General features: G+C 49.8%; 10 protein-coding genes. 5 read left to right on the top strand and 5 right to left on the bottom strand.

From position 1 onward, the window contains the following. Positions 1-9 precede the first annotated feature (9 nt). Both QUA57_RS04820 and QUA57_RS04815 read right to left on the bottom strand, forming a co-directional pair. Positions 10-411, bottom strand: coding sequence for a biopolymer transporter ExbD (locus QUA57_RS04820; protein ID WP_333035453.1), 402 nt, complete (start codon positions 409-411; stop codon positions 10-12). After that, a complete protein-coding gene (locus tag QUA57_RS04815; RefSeq protein WP_333059736.1) occupies positions 395-1,054 on the bottom strand; it encodes a MotA/TolQ/ExbB proton channel family protein in 660 nt (219 codons plus the stop codon). Before QUA57_RS04815 ends, QUA57_RS04820 begins: the two co-directional genes overlap by 17 nt. A gap of 747 nt (positions 1,055-1,801) precedes the next feature. On the opposite strand from QUA57_RS04815, the gene QUA57_RS04810 reads away from it, so the two are divergent. The 3 genes from QUA57_RS04810 to QUA57_RS04800 all read left to right on the top strand — a co-directional run bounded on the left by QUA57_RS04810 (position 1,802) and on the right by QUA57_RS04800 (position 7,042). Then, positions 1,802-3,415 (top strand): TonB family protein, encoded by a 1,614-nt coding sequence (locus QUA57_RS04810; RefSeq protein ID WP_333059737.1) that lies wholly within the window; start codon positions 1,802-1,804, stop codon positions 3,413-3,415. 102 nt (positions 3,416-3,517) lie between these two features. Beyond that, complete coding sequence (locus QUA57_RS04805) at positions 3,518-4,591, top strand: hypothetical protein (protein ID WP_333059738.1); 1,074 nt, start codon at positions 3,518-3,520, stop codon at positions 4,589-4,591. Positions 4,592-4,954: 363 nt separating this feature from the next. Continuing rightward, entirely contained in the window at positions 4,955-7,042 is a 2,088-nt protein-coding gene (locus QUA57_RS04800; RefSeq protein WP_333059739.1) for an acylase, read from the top strand. Between the two features lie 74 nt (positions 7,043-7,116). Here the strand turns inward: QUA57_RS04800 and QUA57_RS04795 are convergent, their stop codons facing one another. The 3 genes from QUA57_RS04795 to QUA57_RS04785 form a co-directional block, all read right to left on the bottom strand. Next, positions 7,117-8,379: an MFS transporter gene (locus QUA57_RS04795; RefSeq protein WP_333059740.1), complete on the bottom strand. Its 1,263-nt coding sequence runs from the start codon at positions 8,377-8,379 to the stop codon at positions 7,117-7,119. Between the two features lie 90 nt (positions 8,380-8,469). After that, positions 8,470-9,651, bottom strand: coding sequence for a PepSY-associated TM helix domain-containing protein (locus tag QUA57_RS04790; RefSeq protein WP_333059741.1), 1,182 nt, complete (start codon positions 9,649-9,651; stop codon positions 8,470-8,472). A gap of 273 nt (positions 9,652-9,924) precedes the next feature. Beyond that, positions 9,925-12,693, bottom strand: a complete 2,769-nt coding sequence (locus tag QUA57_RS04785) for a TonB-dependent receptor domain-containing protein (protein WP_333059742.1) — start codon at positions 12,691-12,693, stop codon at positions 9,925-9,927. Between the two features lie 5 nt (positions 12,694-12,698). On the opposite strand from QUA57_RS04785, the gene QUA57_RS04780 reads away from it, so the two are divergent. Then, on the top strand, positions 12,699-12,995 hold the full coding sequence (locus QUA57_RS04780; protein ID WP_333059743.1) for a hypothetical protein: 297 nt from the start codon (positions 12,699-12,701) through the stop codon (positions 12,993-12,995). 498 nt (positions 12,996-13,493) lie between these two features. After that, the gene (locus QUA57_RS04775; protein ID WP_333059745.1) at positions 13,494-22,154 is read left to right on the top strand and encodes an amino acid adenylation domain-containing protein; all 8,661 of its coding nucleotides are present in this window, start codon (positions 13,494-13,496) and stop codon (positions 22,152-22,154) included. Positions 22,155-22,158: the final 4 nt, after the last annotated feature.

Below are 22,158 nucleotides of genomic sequence, written 5' to 3'. Positions count from 1 at the left end.
AGGAACTCTCTACTTTGCCGTAGCAATCCCTAATTTAGCTCCCTTAATTCGGCGTAATCGATCCATAACTTCCACAACATTTCCGTGATAGACGCTTTTATCCGCATTCAGCACAATTAAGGCGCTCGGATTTGACCCCATGACTTGTCGCACCGTACTCTCAATCTGGTCTAAGTTGACTGACTTTTTATCAACCATGAATTTTCCCTGAGCATCAAGCGTGACGGTAATTTTAGCAGGCGAGTCCTGAACTTGAGAGGTTGATGCTTTCGGTAAATTTACGGGTAGACCCTCGGATTTGGATAAAGACAAAGAGGAAACAATGAAAAACGTCAATATGGCGAAGGTTACATCAATCAGTGGCACGATGTTGATCTGGGGAATACTATCAGGTTCATCGGGTAGGCGCATAGTTAGATTCTCTTGGTAGTTTTTCGTAGTGGTGACGGTACAATAGCTCTAGCTGACCTCCGGCTTCCTGCATAAAAGCTATCTGCTGTAAGTAAAACCCACGAAACATATTAGCAAATACGAGCGTAAAGATTGCCACCACTAACCCCATTGCCGTAGAAACGAGGGCTTCGCTAATCCCCCCGGTAACGCCCGCGGCATTGGTGCCTGCAGCATCTCCCAGTTTGAGGGAGTCAAAGGTGGTAATTAGGCCCAAAACTGTTCCGAGCAACCCAAATAGCGGGGAGAGGGTGATAATGGTGTCAAATATTGTATTGAATCGCTTCAAAACGGGGATTTCTGCCTGAGCTGCACTCTCTAAGACCAAACGAAATTCTTCGATGTTGGGCGAGTCTAATTCTAATGCTTCCAAAAAAATTCTGGCTAACGGCAAATCAGCGTTTACTTGTAACTTTTTGATGGCGGAATCCGGGTTTTGACTGTAAAGTCTTAGCACTTCCCGGACGACCCGCCGCTGTCGCCGATTCACTTTAAACCAAAAGACAAGACGCTCTAAAATCAGTGCGACTGCTGCGATTGACGAGGCAAGCAGCGGCCAAGAAACAATGCCCCCAGCGCGAAAAATGTAAATGAAATTATCCATTAGTTTGTATTCTCGTTAGCTGTGTTGAGTGATCGCAAGCTGCCTAATGTTGCAATTAGCCCGATCGAAGGCTGGTAGAGTTTCTGCGTCAAGTCGGCACAAGTGATTCAGACTGCGAATTGTTGCACTCAAGGGCGATCGCGATCGCACAAACGCATTACCTGTATGTGACTATCTTCGTCTTTACCCAAAATGCTTCTACTGCGATCTCGACCGATTTTTCTACCAGTGCTTGCTAAAGATTTCCGTTAGGACTTGACAATAATCTTCAATAATTTAAAAGATTCTCAACTAGGTTTCCACAAAATTCAGTGTTTGTCAAGCCATCATCCAAAATTTAAAATAACATTTGCTTATTTAATTTATTTTATAAATTTAATTTCGTTATATAAAATATTCTCTGAAAAGCTTGAGAGTATTGAAATTTATTGGTAGATTACGGGCTAAAGTATTGTATTTAAGGCATTGTGGAACCTTGCCCTGCCAGAATCAGAACATTGACAGCACCCACGAGAGCGACGTAGGCGCACCCAAAGGAAATGCTGATTGGTAGTGTCTACTCGCTATATCAAAATAAAATAATGAAAATTAATTGCAAGAGTCTTGAACAGGGTGACAGTCTTCTTATAGGATGGGTAGGTTCATAAGTGATAGCAAGCTCAACCCGCAGTTGGTAGCTTGTTTCGGGTTATGTGGGGGAGCCAGCGAGGACGTTGCCAACCCATCCATCAAGGAGATTCATAAGGCATGAGTTTTTCAAATATTTCGGCGACGCAAAGAGAACAACAAGAAGAAGCTCTCAAAAAAGTTCTGGCGATCAGTATGTTAGCCTCAACCTTCCTGCACGGTGTCGCGCTGCCGTTGAGCCTCAACTTGGTCAAACCTGCTGAATTTGCAGAGGAACCCATTGAAGTTGTTGTGCTTGATGAGCCCAAAGTAGAGGAAACCCAGCCAGAGCCGACTATTCCAGAAAAGGTATCTCCCCCACCTGAGACGTTAAAACCAGAACCGCCAGCAGAGCCAACTCCCCCAGAGGAGTCACCCGTAGCCGCCACGCCACCGCCGATTCCAGAGGAGTCACCCGTAGCCGCAACGCCACCGCCGATTCCAGAGGAGTCACCCGTAGCGGTAACGCCACCGCCGATTCCAGAGGAGCCACCCGTAGCGGTAACGCCACCGCCAATTCCAGAAGAGCCACCCGTAGCGGTAACGCCACCGCCAATTCCAGAGGAGCCACCCGTAGCGGTAACGCCACCGCCGATTCCAGAGAAGCCACCCGTAGCGGTAACGCCACCACCAATTCCAGAGAAGCCACCCGTAGCGGTAACGCCACCACCAACTCCTCTGGAGCCTTCCCCCCCACCTCAACAAGATTTTAATTCCCCAGAAACTCCTAAAACCCCGATCGCCAAGGAACCCGAAACCCCTTCGCCCGATCCTCCAAAAAGCGAACCACCCGTTACCGCCTCCCCCCTCAAGAGTGCTGGGAGACTCCCAGACTTTACAAAAGATGCTGGAAATCCCAACTCCTCCGACAGCCCTGAAAAAAATAACCCACTCTCGTCATCTGCTTCGGCGGGTAGCGGGGAGCCTTCCTCAGAGCCATTAAATCCTTCTTCCGGGCCCATACAGCGATCGCCCGGGGCCGGGTCGCCTGTCACACCTGCTAGGCCAGGAGGCGGTGGCAATTCTGGAAATGCGATCGGAGGTTTAGGAAACCTTGCCTCTGGTGGCCCCGGAGGCGGAAGCCCTGGAGGTGGAAGCCCTGGAGGAAGTGGGTCGAACTCACCATCTGGCGCCAGCGAAAATGGCGACCTACCTTCCTCAGAGCCATTTGGGGATGGTTCGGGGCGATTGGGAAGATCGACGACGGCTGGCTTACCAGGCTCTGGAGGCGGAGGCCCTGGAGGCGGAGGCTCTGGAAGCGGAGGCTCTGGAAGCGGAGGCTCTGGAAGCGGAGGCCCTGGAGGCGGAGGCCCTGGAGGCGGAGGTTCTGGAGGCGGAGGTCGTGGAGGCGGAGGCTCTGGAAGCGGTTCGGGGTCAGGGCAAAAACCGACAAATCCAGGAAGAGGGGGGAGTCCCTCGCGCGCTCCCGGCACGCCTGGAGGCACTTGCATTAGTGGCTGCGGTAAACCTAACTATCCGAGCGCAGCCAGAGAAGAAGGGCGCCAAGGCCAAGTGGAACTCATTTGTGACATTGACCCCAACGGTAAGACAGTCAACATCAAGATCTTGACTCCTAGCAAATACAACGACTTGAATCGCGCAGCGATGAAAACAGTAGAAGAAAGGAAATATGCCCCATCAGAGAGTGGCATTCAAGGAGAAAGAATAACCATTACCTTCCTGCTCACTGACTAGGGATTTTTTTGAGACTCTAGCAATTTGGCTGGAAATTCTATAGCAATGTCCAAGGAATAGCAAAGTTAAAAGTTGAATTTTTTGTGAATTATGAATTTGGGAATGTCGTCACCAATATTAAGTAAACTTCAGCGAGTTGGACTCGTTCTATTACTTGGTTCCAACTTGGGAATGGCTTTGTTGTTTGCCAACCCTCACAGCGCAATGGCAGGAGTAATTACTTTACCCGATGGCGGACGTTGCGAGGGAGAATTGAGTGAGGGAAAACTCAGCGGCCCGGGCAATTGTCAATATGCCAACGGCGATCGCTACGAAGGCCAATTTCTCAACGGCAAACCTCACGGTAAAGGCATCTATACTTTTAAAGAAGAAGGTCGATACCAAGGAGAATTTGCCGATGGTGAATTCAACGGTCAAGGTGTCCGCGAATTTGCTAACGGCAACCGCTACGAAGGCACTTTTAAAAAGGGTGAGTTCGACGGTACAGGAACTTTTACCTCAACTAACGGCATTCGTTACGAAGGCTCTTTTACTAATGGTTCTCCCAGCGGTCGCGGGGCTTTTACGTTCAGTAACGGCACTCGATGCGAAGGAGATATTAAAGAAGGAAAAATTAACGGCAAAGGCGTCTGTCAATATGCTAATAAGAACCGCTACGAAGGAGAGTTGCTGAATAATGTGCCTCACGGGCAGGGAATTTATACCTTTGCGGAAGGAGGCCGTTATGAGGGGCAATTTAGTGAAGGGCAGTTTCACGGTAAAGGGGTTCGCGAATATCCGAACGGCAACCGCTATGAAGGAGAGTTTGTCAAGGGCAACACTCAAGGTCAGGGGTTGTTTACTTTTAAAGAAGGGGGACGTTATCAAGGGCCGTTTGACAATGGAGAATTTAGTGGTGAAGGTGTCCGTGAGTTCGCCAATGGAGATAGCTATAAAGGCACTTTTGTCAAGGGTAAGATGAGCGGGAAAGGAGTTTACATTTTTAAGAATGGCGATCGCTGCGAAGGCGAATTTAGCGATGGTCAGTTCAACGGCAAAGGTACCTGCATTTACGCCAATGGCGATCGCTATCAAGGTGAATTCCTCAAGGGACAAAAACACGGTCAAGGTTCGTACATCTATGCAGACGGAACGAAGGTAGAAGGAAATTGGCAACAAGGGCAGCTTCAAAAATAAGCTTATAACCTATCTCCCCCTACTTGTTTCCTCCCCTCCTCACCAATGACTTAATGTGCTTTAGGGCCGGCACACCGGCGTTTTATAGCGCTTTTCAATTGGGTGACAGTAGGGGAGGGCTTTTATTTTCACATTTGATTTTAATAAAGTGTTTTTTCGGATTTTCTGGAGTTCTCGAAGAGGTATTATTTTTTAACCGCAGATGGACGCAGATAGACGTAGATAGGTTAGCTTTTTGGGCAGAGGATTTGGTATAATTTTCTCTCTTGTTCTATAGAAAAAAGCTTTAAATCCTCGGCGTTTTGTTCGTGCAGCTTGTGGAAAAGGCTGCGTATCAGTTTAACCCTAGCAAATTAATTTACCGTGTTTCTACAACTAAAAAAACAATGGCGACAGATTGTCTCGTTATTGATGAGTTTTATTTTAGTTTTGCTCCTCAATAATTGGATTCAAGCCGCGCCTCAAACCGGCACTCAAATTCTTTGGGATACCTATGGAATTCCTCACATTTACGGAGAGAATAGTAAAAGCCTTTTCTACGCTTTCGGTTGGGCGCAGATGCAAAGTCACGGTAATCTGATTTTGCGTCTTTACGGGCAAGCTCGCGGGCAAGCTGCGGAATTTTGGGGCGAAGATTATCTGGACTCCGATCGCTGGGTGCAAACTATGGGAATTCCTAATCGCGCCAAGGCGTGGTATGAATCACAAACACCCATTTTTCGCAACTATCTCGATGCTTTTGTTGGCGGAATGAATGCCTATGCAAAAGAATACCCAGAGGCGCTCACCCAAGAATTAAAGGTAGCATTGCCCCTCAAACCTGCAGATGTATTGGCACACGCGCAACGCGTCATCAATTTTACTTTTGTAGTCGATCCAGAGGACCTTGAAGATATCGCTGAAAATGATACCCCCAAAGGCTCTAATGGTTGGGCGATCGCTCCTTCCCGTTCTCAAAGTGGCAATGCCATGCTATTGGCAAATCCTCACCTTCCTTGGTCGGATTTATATTTATGGTACGAAGTACAACTGATTGCCCCAGAAATTAACGCTTACGGAGCGACTCTCGTCGGATTTCCTGTATTAACGATCGCCTTTAATGACAATTTGGGATGGACTCATACTGTCAACACTCACGATGGCTGGGATGCCTATGAATTGCCTCTCGCTAACGATGGCTATCGCTTCGATGGCGAAGTCCGAAAATTTGACACAGAAGAGAAGGTTTTAAAAGTCAAAGAAAAGAATGGGAATTTGCGCTCGGAATCTCTAGTAGTGCGGCGTTCTGTTCACGGGCCGATTGTCACAGAAAAACAGGGCAAAGCGATCGCCCTGCGCGTTGTCGGACTCGATAAACCAGCAGCCCTTCAGCAGTGGTGGGATATGGCACGCTCGAAGAATTTTTCTGAATTTGAAGCTGCTTTAAAACGCTTGGAAATTCCCATGTTTACCGTCATGTATGCCGATCGTCAGGGGCATATCATGCACTTGTTTAACGGTCAAGTCCCCATACGCAAAAATGGAGATTTTAAATACTGGTCAGGCACGATCCCAGGCAATACGTCAGAGACTTTGTGGACCACAAATCATCGCTATGCGGATTTGCCGCGCGTTGTCGATCCGCCCAGCGGTTGGCTGCAAAATACCAACGATCCCCCCTGGACGACGACGTTTCCCAGCCCGATCGCACGGGATAATTATCCCGCCTACATGGCACCGCGCGGCCCGATGGACTTGCGATCGCAGCGATCGGCAAAAATGCTCTTAGAAGATGAAAAAATCTCTTTCGCTGAATTGATGCGATACAAACATTCCACTCAGGTAGAACTCGCCGATCGCCTCCTCGATGATTTAATTCCCGTCGCACGGCAAGGCAGTGCTCAAGCGCGCCGCGCTGCGGAAGTTCTCGCCACTTGGAATCGCAAAGTCGATGCTGACAGTCGCGGTGCGGTGCTGTTTGCCTTTTGGAAACAAGCGATGGATGACGATAAGTTATTCGCCAAACCTTGGAGCGAAGATGCGCCGCTAACAACGCCAGACGGGTTGGCAAATCCTGCAGAGGCGGTGAGGGTGCTGGAAGCGACAGCAACCAAAGTTGAGGTAACTTATGGCGCGTTAGATGTGGCATGGGGGGAAGTCTTCCGATTGCCTGGGGTGGGGAATCTGCCTGCAAATGGAGCTGACGGTGCTTTGGGTGTATTTCGCTCAGTATGGTTCGCTCCTGGGAAAGACGATCGCTTTCAAGCGGTTGCAGGAGATTCTTTTGTGGCCGCCATTGAGTTCTCGAATCCGGTGAAAGCTATGGTGCTAAACAGTTACGGCAATGCCACTCAACCTGGTTCGCCCCACGCAGGCGATCAGTTGCAGCTCTTTGCTCGCAAGGAATTGCGGCCTGTATGGCGATCGCGATCGGAAATTGAAGCTCACCTGAGTTCGCGCCAGAAACTATAGCAGAAGGAAGAAGGAAGGAGAAAGAAGGAAGAAGGAAGAAGGAAGAAGTTAAAAGACCTTTATCCATTTCCCCTTTAGGCATCCCGCAGCAGTCGGCAAGCATACCCACCGACTGCTACGAGCAATAAGCCCAGCGCGGAGATAGCGTATAACAAAGCCATGCCAGCACCGGCACCTGTCCCCATAATTCCGCCAAAAATAGCTGCTAAAAAACCTCCCGGTTGCATGGCGGGTTCAAAGACGCGATCGGCAAGTGGCCCTGCGATCAATAAACCGATCGCTGACGCCAATTGCACGATAACTGCTCTGGTAGCAAAAACACGCCCCTGTACTTCTGGTGCGACTTTCGCCAGCCAGATTGCTTCGTTGGAACTGCCGAGGATGGGGAAATTGAAAGACGAACAAAATTGAGCGGGAATCCAGATGGAAAGTGCCTGACCGAAAGCAAAGACTATTTTACTCAAGCCCGCGCCTGCCATGCCGAGCAGAAAGCCCCGGATTCGGCGTTTGGGGCCGCCCCAAATACTGACGATCGATGCTCCTAGAACGCCGCCGGCGCCGGCGGCTGAAAGGATAGTACCTAGGGTTCTGGCATTGTTGCCGGTGCGTGCCAGAATCATCGGCGAGTAGAGGGCCGCGCCGATGTCGTGAGCAAACCAGAATAGCGAAACGGACACCAGCAAGGCCAGCAGGCTGGGACGCTCGACGATGTAGCGGAATCCGAAGCTGAGTTCTTGCAATAGGTGAAAGCGAGTCGGCTGGGGATTGGAGGCGATCGCGGGCTGGGGTATTTTGACAGATACTAGGGTGGCGATCGCTATTGTAAAAGTTGCCAGGTCGATCGTAAAAATCCCGCTCAACCCAATCACAGAATAGAGAATCCCCGCCAGCGTAGGAGCAATAATACTCGCGCCGTAACTTGCCAGAAAACTTAAACTGCTAGCACGGCTGTAATGCTTTTCTGGCATCATTGTGGCGATGGCTGCTGAGTAAGCTAACTGCTGAATTTGGTCAAAAATTCCGTTAACTGCACCCGCTACATATAAATGCCATAGTTGCAGGTTTTGGCTGATATAAAGTAATAGGATAGCGAGCGTTAACAAAGCTGAAACCGCATCACCGCTCGCCATCAAAAATTTTCGATTACAGCGATCGACGAGAATGCCAGCAACCGGAGCGAGCAAGATGCGCGGCAATTGAATAAAAAAAATCAACAAAGCCAAAGCCGTCACTTGACTGGTGGACTCCCAAATCCAAATAGTCAGCGCAAACGCGGACATACCGCTGCCAATCATCGAAGCAGTTTGTCCGAGCCAGAGTTGAATAAATTTTTGCATTAAATAAGCGATTGATAGGATTTCAAATTCAGAGAATCGGGGTTTTTAGGCAGGAGAATGACACCCGCATCAAACCGCACGCCGCTATCCTTAAAACCAAGGCCATTGCTGGCTCAGTGGAGATAATTCTTCATATTGCTGTCTCGCCTCCTTGCGGTAAAATTTCGCCAAATGCCGCTGTCGCCACATTAGTACGCCCGTAACAAACAGTACAATCGCTGCTAATCCTGCGATCGCGTGTACAAGTCGCAAGTAAATTCCGCCATAGCTGCCAATATGTAACGGATAAAGCGAGTTGAGAATTCGATTGGCTACAGAAGCTGAATTTACACTGTCAGCCTGCAATATTTTGCCACTATATTGGTCGAGATAAATGGTGCTAATACCGTTTGGGTGAGGCTCATTGGGAAATTTTTTCCGTACCTTAAAAGTTTCTTCAGGTGTCAAAGGCAGAGAAATAAAAGTGGTTTTAGCTTCCGTCCAAACGGTATTAACTTGCTGTAATATTTCGTCAATCTTTTGCCTCGATCTGCTAGATTGGGGATGAGAAGTCAATGCTGGCTGTGGCTTTTCATTGGTTAGCCAATACAAAGTCGATTCAACCGGCGTGTAAAAAATTATCGCTGTCCCTGTCGCAGAGATGAGTATGAGAAAAGCGACCGATACAATGCCAGAAACGTTATGTAAATCAAATACAGTCCGCTGCCACTGAGCTTTCCAATTAATAGAAAATCCGCGACCAAAATTGCGCCAACCCGTCCACAATACCAAACCAGTAAAAGTTAGTCCTAGCATTACTAGACCGCAAATACCGACAACAAGATGACCGAATTCTCCTCCCGCTAATTCGGCGTGTAACGTCAAAATAAAACCTGTAAAAGTTTGTTTTCCAAGGCGCGTACCCGTAATTTCTCCGCTGTAAGGATTGACATAAACGCTAACTATTTCCTCATTTTTTGACTGCATCCAAACTTGGCAAACTTCCTTCGCTGACCGCGGCAGCAAGATACTAAGAGCTTGATTTTGCGGATAAGCTTTTTCGACAATTTGCAGGACATTTTCCAGCGGTATCTGTTCGGCTTGAGGAATGACTTGCAGGAGTTGGGGATTGAAGAACCGCTCGATTTCGGGACTAAAAACCAGCAAGCTACCCGTTAAAGCAATTACTGCTAGAAATATTCCTACCACCAACCCCAAATACAAGTGCAGTTTGAATGCGAGTTTGCGGAACTTCATCTCTAAATTTTTCTCAAAGCCGTTAACTGTTCTCATTATCTAACCCAAGTTGCTAGTTATAATTAGACGCCCCCAACCCCCCAAATTTCCGGGAATTTTAGAGTATTCTTTCCAAATTTGCGGAGGGCTTTTAGAGTGCCCCCCGAAGCTTGGGGGTAGATTTGTAACTAGCAACTTGGGTCTCTCAGAGGGAGAGTTACCCTTATTATCATTACCAGAACAACACCTGATAGCGACAGTTAGGCGGCCAGCGCTTTCCTCGCAAGCCCCAACTTTCTCATCAGCATGAAATCCCCAGCCGATAAATAATTACCAGTTAAGGCGGTAATTAACACTGAGAGTCAAACCTCTGCCTGGATAATTAGAGCTGTCCGAGCCAAATCCAGCTAAGTATTGAGAAACCACGGGAAAATATTGATTATTCAATAAATTCTCAACTTTGACTTGTAGCAGACCTTTTCCCAGTTGAATTGTGCTGACGTAATCCACTGTGAGATAGCTGCTAATTGGACCACCATCCGAGCCATCTTTGAAGGCTTGATCGCGATTTCCAGAATACAATAACTGTAACCGATTGTTCCATCCCTGCAAAGTTTCGTTTTCGAGATAAGCTGTTAGCTTGAGCGGTGGAATTCGGACGCTATCGAGGGCGATGGAACTGCCATTTTCCTCATATTCGCCTTGAATATAAGTAGCAGTCCCGCCGAGCGACCATGCTCGTGCAGGTTGCCAATCCACAGTCCCTTCTAAGCCGTAAATGCGTTCTGGGGCGCGCTTTAGTTCCAGTCGACCGGTGTTGCCAACTGGTTGAAAATTCACTCCTAGATCAGAGGTATTATAAAAAGCGGCAAGCGACATTTGCACGGATTCCCACGCTCCTCGAATGCCAATTTCGTAGCTGTTGACTTTTTGCGGTTGAGTTACTTCTAACGAAGATTCAATTCCGACAAAATTGTCTGGGGGTTCGCGGAGGATGCGGCCGAAATCGGGAACTGAGAAACCTTGAGCAAAGTTGCCAAATACGTTGAAGTTGTCATTAATTTTATAGACAGCCCCTGTATTAAATAGGGTGGCGTTAAATTTGCGATCGCCTCCTTGGATCTGGCGATCGTTAAAAGTGGTGTAATCATTGACTTCTAACCCGATGCGTTCGTGACGTATCCCGCCACTTAGAATGACTATATCGTCAATATTCCATTCCAATTGACCGAAAAGGCCAAGGCTGTTGTAAGTGTAAGGAGGGACGAAAGGACGCTCGGAAATTTTCCGGTAAACCCGACGACCACTTGTGTCAAATATCTCCGGGTCGTACAAGTCGAAACGCTGTTTGCTATCTTCAGTAACATAGTCAGAACCCCAAGTTAATCGAAGATTTTCGGCACGGGACAAAGGAGTGGTAATCGCCAGTCTACCTCCTATTTGTTCGCTCTCGGCTCGCGAACGAGTAACGCCGACAAACGGACCATAGAACTCGAACGGGCGGTAATCTAAAGGAACGCCTGAATTGGAATTCGTTCGATAGTAGATTTGACTTTGAAGGCTGCTGCCAAAAAGGTTTTGGTTGGTGTAACTTAGGTTGAGCTGTGTACTTTTATTTCCCGGTTCTTCCCCGTCGATATCAAAATCTCCGGTTCGGATGGCGCGGGCTTTTTGCCGTCCTTCCTGGTCGTCAACGCTAGAGTCTCCGATCACATTGGGATCTTGGGTTTCCCGATAGTGATTGACAGTTAGTTGCAGCCGCTGTTCGCTGGTCAAATCTACCCCGACTTTGCCCATCACGTTGAAGAGGGTGCTGCTATCTCCGCCGAGTTCAAAAAAGGGAATGCGATCGCCTTTGGCATCGTAAAAAGATCCACTTCTAGAGAGCGAGACAGTGCCCGTCATATCGAAATTGCCACTTCGGCCAGAAATCGTCTGCTGAGCGTTAAAGCCTAGAGCATCTTCTGTGTTTGTTAAAGCGCTACTGACGCCTACTTCAGTAACAGCAGTTAGCCTTTCCTCAGTTGGCCGGCGAGTAATAATATTAACCACGCCACCTGTAGCCTGAGCGCCGTAGATTGCTGTAGACCCCCGCACTACTTCAATGCGTTGGATCGCGCTGGGATCGATGTTTCTATAATCTCTGCCAAAAGATTGAAGATTGGTACCTTGTGGCACGCCGTCAATCAGAACGGAAACATCGCGACCCCGCAAAGTTTGTCCATAAGTTGCCGTACTTTGAGTCGGTGCCGCGAAACCGGGAACCTCATTTGCCAGAGCTTCCCCGATATTTCTCGATGGCCCTGCCTGCTCCTGAATTTCTTGTGAGTCTACCACCGTTATAGAGCGCGGCACGTTCGTCACTCTTTCTGCGGTTCGCGTTGCAGTGACAACGATTTCAATCGGGTCTCTCCCCGCCTGTGGTGTCCCTGGTGGCTGCGCGGTCGGCGGTAAGGGTTCTCCTGGCGTTCCTGGTGGCTGTGCTGTAGGCGGTAAGGGTTCTCCAGGCGTTCCTGGCGGCTGCGCTGTAGGCGGTAAGGGTTCTCCAGGCGTCCCTGGTGGCTGCGCTGTAGGTGGCAAAGGTTCTGCGGGTATCTCTACCTGCTGCCCTGTCGGTGGCACGGGTGCTGCGGGTGTCCCCGGCTGCTGTGTTGTAGGAGCCGGTGCAGGCGGGCGAGCAGTCATCTGCGAGGTGGGTTGTAAGGTGAGAATCAGACCCGCAGCGTTAGGAATCACCCGTGCCACTGGTTGGCCTCTCTCACCAATCACTTTGATTCGGATGCTGTTGTTATCTAAAGGAGTAACGGTGACAGAAGCAATTCCGGCAGCCGGTTTGTCTTGACGAAACTCATTTCCCCCCGGTAGTCGCAGTTGAGCGGTGATGGCATCAATTTGTAAAGTTTCGCCAAAGGTGGTGGTGAACACTTGCAGGGGTCTTCCATCTTCAGTGTCTAGGATGATTTCAATGCCTTCTGACGTGGGGTTGAGGCGAATGCCCGTCACCTGCGCGATGTTGGAAGCGCACGCCGACTGAGCGACTACCGCCGACACGACTCCTGCCAGCCCAAGGCTACTTAGTAATTTCTGCGATATGTTCATTAGTCTTGAATCAACAATTGATAGAACTTCGGATATGTGGTTTGCGTTGTTTGCACAACATGATTTGTGGCAGCGTTGCTGCTCTTGTGGGCAGGAGTGAAACTGACCTGCGGAAGATCCGGCCCAGTTGTCGGGCGCAGTTCGATCCGATTCTCCCGTCGCTATCCGCCTTTGTCTGGCAGGAAGCGCGTGAGGGCGAACGCCTCAGTCCGGTGGCGCTCTGGACGATCGCCCACGGTTGGCACCTTCCTCGGTTAAAGGAAGTAGTTGCTGGACGCTTAATGAGAAAGTGCCTTAATTAGATAACACAGCAGTTACATCTGTCAAGAGTTAACTAATGAAAACTAATTGCATTTTAATATAGGGGGTTAGACCCCTCTAGCTAGTTGTGCACCACTTGCCTATTATGGTTGCGGTAAGGGCTAGACAAACGAGCGCCTAAAATGCTATGGCAAGAGTTAGAAAAGATTGTCATATAGGAAACCAGAGCAGTCAACAAATTTGCTGCCAGACTCTTGACAATAAATATCATCTAGCATAGGATGCTTAAAGTCGATAGCCGTAAAGCCCCTGAAGCGGATATCAAAGCTGGCTCGGACTGAAATCGCCCCGGAGCCATTGCCGAACAGCGCGATCGACAAAAAAAACTCAAAACAAGCGCTAATACCCGGATTGAAGACTCAAACACGCTGATGGGAGACTCGTAACGCCCGACAACTGTCCACAGAAAGTCTATGTGGAAAGAATTTGGCGGAACTGGTTGGCGTACTGCAAACAAGATTTATAGGTAAAAAGAATCGATGAGTGACGCAAGCATTAAGGGAAACCAACTCACCGAAAGTTGTACTTTAGTAGAACTCCTGCAAAACAGAGCATTACACCAACCAGAGCAGAAATATACATTTCTGTTAGACGGAAAAACTGAAACCGCCAGTTTGACTTATCGAGAGTTAGACGCGATCGCCCGATCGCACGCCGTGCGACTTCAGACATTGGGAGTCACTGGCGAACGAGCCTTACTGCTTTTCCCGCCAGGATTGGACTATCTCGCCGCCTTTTTTGGATGCTTGTACGCCAAAGTGATCGCAGTTCCCCTCTATCCGCCGAAGCTGAAACGGAATTTAGCGAAAATTAGTGTGATCGCCAAAGACGCAGGAGCAACAGTTGCGATCGCTCCCGCGCGACACTTGGAAAATTTAGAGCAGCTATGCGAGCAAGCGCCGGAACTCAAAGGGCTGCACTGGCTGAGTGCAGAGGCGCTTGCCGATGACGGCGAAAAGTGGCAGCAGCTACCCATCCATCCCGACGAAGTGGCTTATCTTCAGTACACTTCCGGCTCAACCTCCACCCCCAAAGGCGTAATGGTGAGCCACGCCAACGTTTTATACAACATCGAATACATTCACCGAGGCTTTGACCACGATTCCGAAAGCGTTGCCGTAACGTGGCTTCCCCCCTTTCACGACATGGGGTTAATTGACGGATTGCTCAAACCTTTGTATCTGGGAATTCCCTCTTACTTCATGCCGCCAGCGGCGTTTATTCAGAACCCGATGTGCTGGTTGGAAGCGATTTCGCGCTACAAAGCTACCCACAGCGGCGGGCCAAATTTTGCTTACGACTTGTGTGCGAGCAAAATAAGCAAAATGTTGGGCGATGGCCAACAAATGCTGGACTTGAGTAGTTGGCGCGTGGCCTATAACGGCGCAGAACCCATCCACAAAGAAACCCTAGAGCGATTTACCAAAGCTTTTGAACCCTGCGGTTTTCAGGCGGATGCCTTTTGTCCTGCTTACGGAATGGCAGAAACCACGCTAAAAATTGCCACGGTTCGCAGCGGGACAACACCGACTTTCTTACCTGTTGACGCTGGGGCGCTGGAAAACAATCACATTGTAGAAGTTGTCGAAGGCGAAGCGGGCGCGAGAACTTTAGTCGGCTGCGGTTTCCCTGAATTTGGCACTCTAGTTGCGATCGTCAATCCCGAATCTCTGACGCAATGCCAGCCGCAGGAAGTCGGAGAAATTTGGGTAACTGGCGAAACAGTTGCGCGAGGCTATTGGAATCGCCCAGAAGAGACAGAAAAAACTTTTCAAGCATATCTTTCAGATACCAGCGAAGGGCCCTTTTTACGAACAGGAGATTTAGGCTTTTTACGCGACGGAGAACTGTTTATTACAGGCCGACTCAAAGATTTGATTATCATCCGAGGTCGCAATCTTTACCCCCAAGATATAGAAAAAACAGCAGAGCGCAGCCATCCCAGTTTGCGGCAAGGGGCGATCGCGGCATTCTCGGTGGAAGTCGCAGGCGAAGAACAGCTCGTTATCGTACAAGAATTACAATCTCGCAAAGCGCCGGATAATGCCGAGGAAATTATCAGCGCCATCCGATCCCGCATTGCTCAAGAATATGAAGTGCAAGTTTATGGAGTAGTGCTGATTAAGCCGGGAAGCATTCCCAAAACGACCAGCGGTAAAATTCAACGTCGCGCCGCCTATACTGACTTTCTAGCTGACAATTTGGAAGTGGCCGCGAGTAGCGTTTTAGAGTTAGCTGATTCGGTGGAAATCGACAATCAACTCACCCGAGAAATTCTGCTGGAAGCAGAGTTAGAAGAACGGCAGCCGCTGCTTGAGGCTTACCTTTGGCAGCAGGTAAATCGCCGGACAATGAATTCCCAGGCTAATAGCCAAAGTCGGCTATTAGCGATGGAAGAGGAATCTTCAATCCGCTTCACTGCCAGCGGAAAAACACAAAATATTATCGATCGACCGCTCAGTAGTTTTGGACTAGATTCTTTAAGAATTTTTGAGTTAAAAAATCAAATAGAGAGTGACTTGGGCGTTACTGTATCGGTTGCCGATTTGTTTGAGGATAGGAGCATTGCTCAACTGGCAGTGCAAATTTTAGAGCAACTAACAGGAAATACCAAAGCAGCCGTCATTGAGCCAGTTTCTCGCTCGCGCCATCTTCCCCTGTCTTTTGCCCAAGAGCGCTTGTGGTTCTTCGACCAATTGGAACCGGGAAACCCCTTCTACAACCTCTGCGGTGCGGTTCGGGTGACGGGGCAACTTAATGCAGAAGCACTCAGGCAAAGTATTGAAAAAATTATCGAGCGGCACGAGGTTTTGAGAACTGCGTTTGCCGCTGTGGAAGGGCAACCGATACAGGTTGTCGCTGCTGCGGGCGATTGGACGCTGCCGCTGATAGATTTGAGCGCTCGCTCCCCAGACGATCGCCAGATCCAGGTGCAAAGGCTGTCGGCCCCAGAAGCGCGAGATCCCTTTGACTTGGGGCAAAGCTCTCTGCTGCGCGCCAAACTGCTGCGCCTCGACGAAACAGAGCACGTCTTACTTCTAACCGTGCATCATATCGTTTTTGATGGTTGGTCCCTGGGCGTATTTCTCCAAGAGTTGGCAGAATTTTATCAAGCTTTTGCTAGCGATCGTTTACCCTTGCTTTCCCCGCTGCCAATTCAATACGCCGACTTTGCCGCATGGCAGCGCCAGCAGTTGCAAGGAGAAATATTAGAGACGCGACTGGCTTACTGGAAGCAGCAGTTAAGCGGCAGCTTGCCGGTTCTAAATTTACCAACAGACTTTCCTCGCCCCGCCGTTCAAACGTTCCAGGGTGCGAGACAAACTTGGGAGTTGCCCAAAGATTTGAGCTTGGCCCTGGCCGGATTGGGCCAGCAAGAAAAAGCCACCCTATTTATGACGTTGCTGGCAGCCTTCAAGACGCTGCTTTACCGCTACACGGGGCAGACAGATATTTTAGTTGGCTCTCCGATCGCCAGCCGCAATCTCCGCGAGATAGAATCATTAATTGGATTTTTTGTCAATACTTTAGTGCTGCGGTCTGACTTAAATGGAAATCAGACTTTTCGAGAGTTGCTAAGGAGCGTGCGAGAAGTGGCATTAGGCGCTTACGCGCATCAAGATGTACCGATTGAGAAGCTGGTAGAGGAGTTGCAGCCAGAGCGAGATTTGAGCTACTCGCCGCTGTTTCAAGTGGGGTTTGCCTTGCAAAACGGCTTGACGCAGACTATAGAATTGCCGGGGCTGACCTTAAATTCCCATGAAATTGATACCGGCACGGCTAATTTCGACTTGATGCTATTTTTGGAAGAAACCGAGCGGGGGTTGACGGCGACGTGGGAGTACAGCACGAACCTGTTCCAACCCAGCACAATCGCGCGGATGCACGGGCATTTTCAGATTTTGCTCGAAGGAATTATCGCCAATGCCGACACGCGTATTTCAGAGTTGCCATTGTTGAGCGATCGCGAACGGCATCAACTCCTAATCGAGTGGAATAATACGCAAGTCGATTATCCAAAAAATACCACCATTCACCAATTATTTGAAGTGCAGGTCGCTCGAACTCCCCATGCCATTGCAGTCGTATTTGAAGACCAAAAACTCACCTACCGCGAACTGAATGAACGAGCAAATCAAGTCGCACACTACCTGCAAAAACTCGGTGTAAAACCTGAAGTCCGCGTCGGAATTTATGTCGAGCGCTCCCTAGAAATGGTGGTGGGATTGCTGGGAATTATTAAGGCTGGCGGCGCTTATGTTCCGCTCGATCCGGCGTATTCAAGTGAACGCTTGAGCTTCATGCTGCAGGATGCCAAGGTTCAAGTGCTGCTGGCGCAGTCGCATTTAGAGGAGAAGATTCGCGATCGGGCGCAGAGTGCAGTTTTCCTTGATTCAGACTGGGAAAACATCGCGCGAGAAAGCAAAGAAAATTGTTTGAGCGATGTAACACCCGATTGTCTCGCTTATGTAATCTATACGTCAGGTTCGACGGGGAAACCCAAGGGCGTTCAAGTCAACCATCGCAGCGCCGTTCATCTTTTTGCAGCCACTTACCCCGTATTTAATTTTAGCCAGCGCGACGCTTGGACTGTTTTTCATTCTTACGCTTTCGACTTCTCCGTATGGGAAATTTGGGGAGCGCTTGTTCACGGCGGAAAGCTGGTTATCGTCCCTCTAGAAGTGACTCAATCGCCCTCCGCTTTTTACCAATTGCTGTGCTCTGAGCGAGTTACCATTCTCAATCAAACTCCTTCAGCAATTCGCCAACTGATTGACGCTCAAAAAACAGCAGATAGCGAGCCAAAATGCAGCCTGCGCCTAATTATGTGTGGCGGAGAAGCTTTGCCTGCAGAACTCGCTTCTGAGTTGCTTGAATGGAACGTCCCCCTTTGGAACTTTTACGGCCCCACAGAAGCCACTGTCTGGACAGCCATCCATCCGATAAAATCCGTTGCATCAAAGCGCGGTTCGATCCCGATTGGTCGCCCTCTTCCAAACACCCAGCTCTACATTCTGGACGCAAATTTGCAGCCGGTTCCTGTAGGCGTTTTGGGCCAACTTTATATCGGCGGCGCTGGCTTATCCAGAGGCTATTTGAACCTACCCGAACTAACTGCCCAAAAGTTTATTCCCAATCCCTTCAGTCAGGAAATCGAGGCGCGGTTGTACAACACAGGAGATGTTGCCCGCTACCTGCCAGATGGAACGATTGAATTTTTAGGCCGCAGCGACAATCAAGTCAAAATTCGCGGTTTCCGAATTGAACTGGGCGAGATTGAAGCGGTACTGAGCCAGCATCCAGCAGTGCGGGAAAGTGTAGTGCTGCTTGGGGAGGATAATTCAGGCGAAAACCGCTTGGTGGCTTATATCGTTTCTAGCTCTGAATTGAGCACTGGGCAGCCATCTTTAATTAGCAAACTGCGTGACTTTCTCAAAGAAAAGCTGCCACAATACATGATCCCTTCAGCCTTCGTGCTGCTAGAGGCTCTGCCTTTAACATCTAATGGAAAAATTGATCGCCGATCGCTCAGAGGGCTCGATGTAGAAAGATCGGAATTAAACGCCGCTTCTGCACCTCGCACTCGGGAAGAGCAGTTACTCGCTGAAATTTGGAGTAATGTACTCGGCCTCAAACAAATAGGAATTCGCGACAATTTCTTCGAGTTGGGAGGACATTCCCTGCTAGCAACGCAACTGATTGCTAAAGTTCGAGAAGCGTTCCAGGTAGACTTGCCACTACGCAGTTTGTTTCAATCCCCGACGGTGGAAAGTTTGGCAGAAGCCATCGCCATCGTTAAAGCGCAGCAGGCGATCGAACCCCGCGCCCTTGTGCAACTGCCGGAAATCGTCCCCGATCCTCAAAATCGCTGGGAACCCTTTCCGCTAAATGAAATGCAGCAGGCTTACTGGATCGGGAGAAATAGCTTTTTTGAGATGGGGAATGTCGCCATTCACGGCTATGTAGAAATTGAAGGCGACGATATAGATTTAGAGCGGTTTAGCCTCGCGTGGCAGCGATTGGTGGAACGCCACGATATGCTGCGGGCGATCGTCCATCCAGACGGGCAACAGCAAATTTTAGAAACAGTGCCAGCTTATGCAATTCCTGTATTAGATTTGCGGGGACAAAGCCCAGAGGCAGTGAATTCCCAACTCGAAGCAATTCGCGAATCCCTGTCTCACCAAGTGTTGCCCCTTGATCGCTGGCCACTTTTCGAGATTCGTGCCTCGCTTCTGGGCGATCGTCGCCTCCGCTTGCACGTCAGCATTGACGCCTTGTGCATTGACGGTTGGAGCTATCAAATTCTCTTCCGAGATTTGGTGACGTTTTACCGCAATCCCAACGCAGCCCTCGCCCCTTTGCAACTGTCATTCCGCGACTACGTTTTAGCTGCGATCGCGCTCCAAGATTCCCCATTTTTCCAGCAATCTTTAGAGTATTGGAAAAATCGCCTCGCCACTCTGCCGCCAGCGCCCGAACTTCCCTTAGCCAAGCATCCGAGTTCCCTGACACAGCCTCGCTTCAAGCGCTGGAGCGCTCAGCTAGAGCCGGAAATGTGGAAAAAACTTAAAGCCAGAGCCGCGCGATCGGCGCTTTCTCCCACAGGCGTTTTGCTGGCTGCTTATGCCGAGGTTCTGGGCCTGTGGAGCAAAAGCCCTCGGTTTACCCTCAACGTGCCGCGCTTCAACCGCCTTTCGCTGCACCCGCAAGTCAACGACATTATCGGCGAGTTTGCCTCGTTTACTTTGCTGGAGGTAGACAACTCACGCCGAGAAAGTTTTGAAGTTCGGGCGAAACGCCTGACTCAGCAGCTTTGGCAGGATTTAGAGCACCAGCACGTCAGCGGCGTGCGCGTTATGCGAGAACTGGCGCAACTGCACCGGATGACATCGGCGGCACCGATGCCAGTGGTATTCACGACTAATCCGCAGAATAACCCCGGACAAAGCGATTCTTCCATACTGGGCGCGATCGCAGAAATCGGAGAGGTTGTTTACGTCGTCGGTCAAACTCCCCAAGTTTGGATAGACAATCAGTACAGCGAAGCTGGCGGCACTCTATTCTTGAACTGGGATGTGGTGGAAGAACTCTTCCCCCAAGGGCTAATCGACGATATGTTTGATGCCTACTGCCGCCTGTTGCAGCGCCTCGCCAGCTCGGAGGAAGCTTGGCAGGGGACGGCGCAGTTGCAGCCGCAAGCCGTCGCTAACGGCCTCGAAGCACCGATTCCCGATGTATTGCTGCATGAGTTGTTTGCTGAGAAAATCGCGTCGCGATCGCACGAACCCGCCATTATTACACGCGATCGCACCCTCACTTATGAGGAACTATATCTGCGATCGAATCAAGTCGCTCACCGATTGCGGAAGCTGGGAGCTCGCCCTAACCAGTTGGTTGCCGTTGTCATGGAAAAAGGATGGGAGCAAATCGTTGCTGTGCTGGGCATTCTCGCATCCGGGGCAGCTTATTTGCCCGTAGATGCGGCGCTACCAAAAGAGCGGCTGTGGTATTTGCTGGAAAATGGCGAAGTTGAGATTGTTTTGACGCAATCTCAGTTAAATCAGCGATTGGAATGGCCGGAAAATGTGTGGCGCATTTGTCTCGATACCGACGAATTGGCTGCAGAAAGCCCAGAAGCTTTAGAGTCGGTGCAGCAACCGGAAGATTTAGCCTATGTGATTTATACTTCCGGCTCAACTGGCTTGCCGAAAGGCGTGGCGATCGCGCACCGAGGTGCAGTCAATGCGATCGCTCAGACCAATCAAGTGTTTAATGTGACCGAGTGCGATCGCGCGATCGCACTCACCGCACTGCACCACGATATGTCGGTTTACGATATTTTCGGCATCCTAGCAGCCGGGGGAGCGATCGTCATTCCCCATGCCGCACAACGGCTAGACCCTGCTCACTGGGCGCAATTGATGGTAAAAGAGCGCGTCACCATTTGGAACTCGGTGCCGCCGATGATGGAAATGCTGCTCGATTACGCTGGCGGACGTTCTGAAGTGTTGCCCGATTGCTTGCGCTGGGCCTTTCTCGGCGGAGATTGGATACCGATAACGCTGCCCCAGAGGTTAAGGGCGATCGTCAAAGAATGTCGCGTTGTCAGTGTCGGCGGGCCAACGGAAACTACCCTTTGGAATATTTGGTATCCGGTAGAAACTGTTGATTCTTCTTGGAACAGCATTCCCTACGGATCGCCGATCGCCAATACACGCTATTACATTTTGAATCAAAGGCTAGAAGACTGTCCAGTCTGGGTTGCCGGCGAGATGTGTTGTGCCGGAGTTGGACTGACAAAAGGATACTGGCGGAATGAAGAAAAAACTCGTGCCAGCTTCCTCACGCACCCCGTTACGGGCGAACGCTTGTACCGAACCGGAGATTTAGGCCGCTTCCTCCCTGACGGCAACATCGAATTTTTAGGGCGAGAAGACTTCCGCATCAAAATTCGGGGATACCGCATTGAGGCCGGAGAAATTGAAGCCGCTTTGAACCAGCACCCGGCAGTGCGATCGTGTGTAGTAACCGCATTCGGGGAAGAACGCAGTCAGAAACGGTTAGTAGCCTATGTAGTTCCCCAACAAAATGCAGCGCCAGAAACTTGCGAATTGCGGCAATTTCTGAGCCAAAAGCTGCCCGAATATATGCTGCCCTCTGCATTTGTCATGCTGGAGGCGCTGCCGCTATCTGCCAATGGAAAAGTAGACCGCAAAGCTCTGCCCGCACCGGATGCCGCCTTCCTTCCAAAAACCTTTGTCGCGCCTAATACCCCGGTTGAAAAAGTTCTCGCAGGCATCTGGGCTGAAATACTTGGAGTGGAAAAAATCGGCATTCACGACAACTTTTTCATTGATTTAGGAGGGCACTCCCTACTAGCAACGCAAATCATCTCAGCCGTGCGCGACACCTTCGGGGTAGATGTCCCCCTGCGCTCTTTCTTCGAGTCGCCTACCGCATCCGAGCAAGCCGCGGCCCTGGTGGAAAATCCCGCGCAGCGAGAGAAAGTTGAAAATACCGCTCAATTGCTGCTGAGTCTTGCGGAACTTTCCGATGAAGAAGTAGAGCGAATGCTCGCCGAGAAAACTTCTCTCCCCGATCGAGAATTGACGATCGCAGCTTTTTCTAGTTATTAATCCC

The organism is Microcoleus sp. Pol7_B2 (assembly GCF_036701035.1).
GTDB lineage: Bacteria > Cyanobacteriota > Cyanobacteriia > Cyanobacteriales > Microcoleaceae > Microcoleus.
Note: the sequence above shows the minus strand (reverse complement) of the source record. Positions and strands in the feature narration are given on the sequence as shown.

Excerpts from the sequence above, each read along its gene's own strand:
- QUA57_RS04810 (WP_333059737.1), top strand. The coding sequence starts at position 1,802 with ATGAGTTTTTCAAATATTTCGGCGACGCAAAGAGAACAACAAGAAGAA.
- QUA57_RS04820 (WP_333035453.1), bottom strand. The coding sequence starts at position 411 with ATGCGCCTACCCGATGAACCTGATAGTATTCCCCAGATCAACATCGTG.
- QUA57_RS04795 (WP_333059740.1), bottom strand. The coding sequence starts at position 8,379 with ATGCAAAAATTTATTCAACTCTGGCTCGGACAAACTGCTTCGATGATT.
- QUA57_RS04805 (WP_333059738.1), top strand. The coding sequence starts at position 3,518 with ATGTCGTCACCAATATTAAGTAAACTTCAGCGAGTTGGACTCGTTCTA.
- QUA57_RS04815 (WP_333059736.1), bottom strand. The coding sequence starts at position 1,054 with ATGGATAATTTCATTTACATTTTTCGCGCTGGGGGCATTGTTTCTTGG.
- QUA57_RS04790 (WP_333059741.1), bottom strand. The coding sequence starts at position 9,651 with ATGAGAACAGTTAACGGCTTTGAGAAAAATTTAGAGATGAAGTTCCGC.
- QUA57_RS04775 (WP_333059745.1), top strand. The coding sequence starts at position 13,494 with ATGAGTGACGCAAGCATTAAGGGAAACCAACTCACCGAAAGTTGTACT.
- QUA57_RS04785 (WP_333059742.1), bottom strand. The coding sequence starts at position 12,693 with ATGAACATATCGCAGAAATTACTAAGTAGCCTTGGGCTGGCAGGAGTC.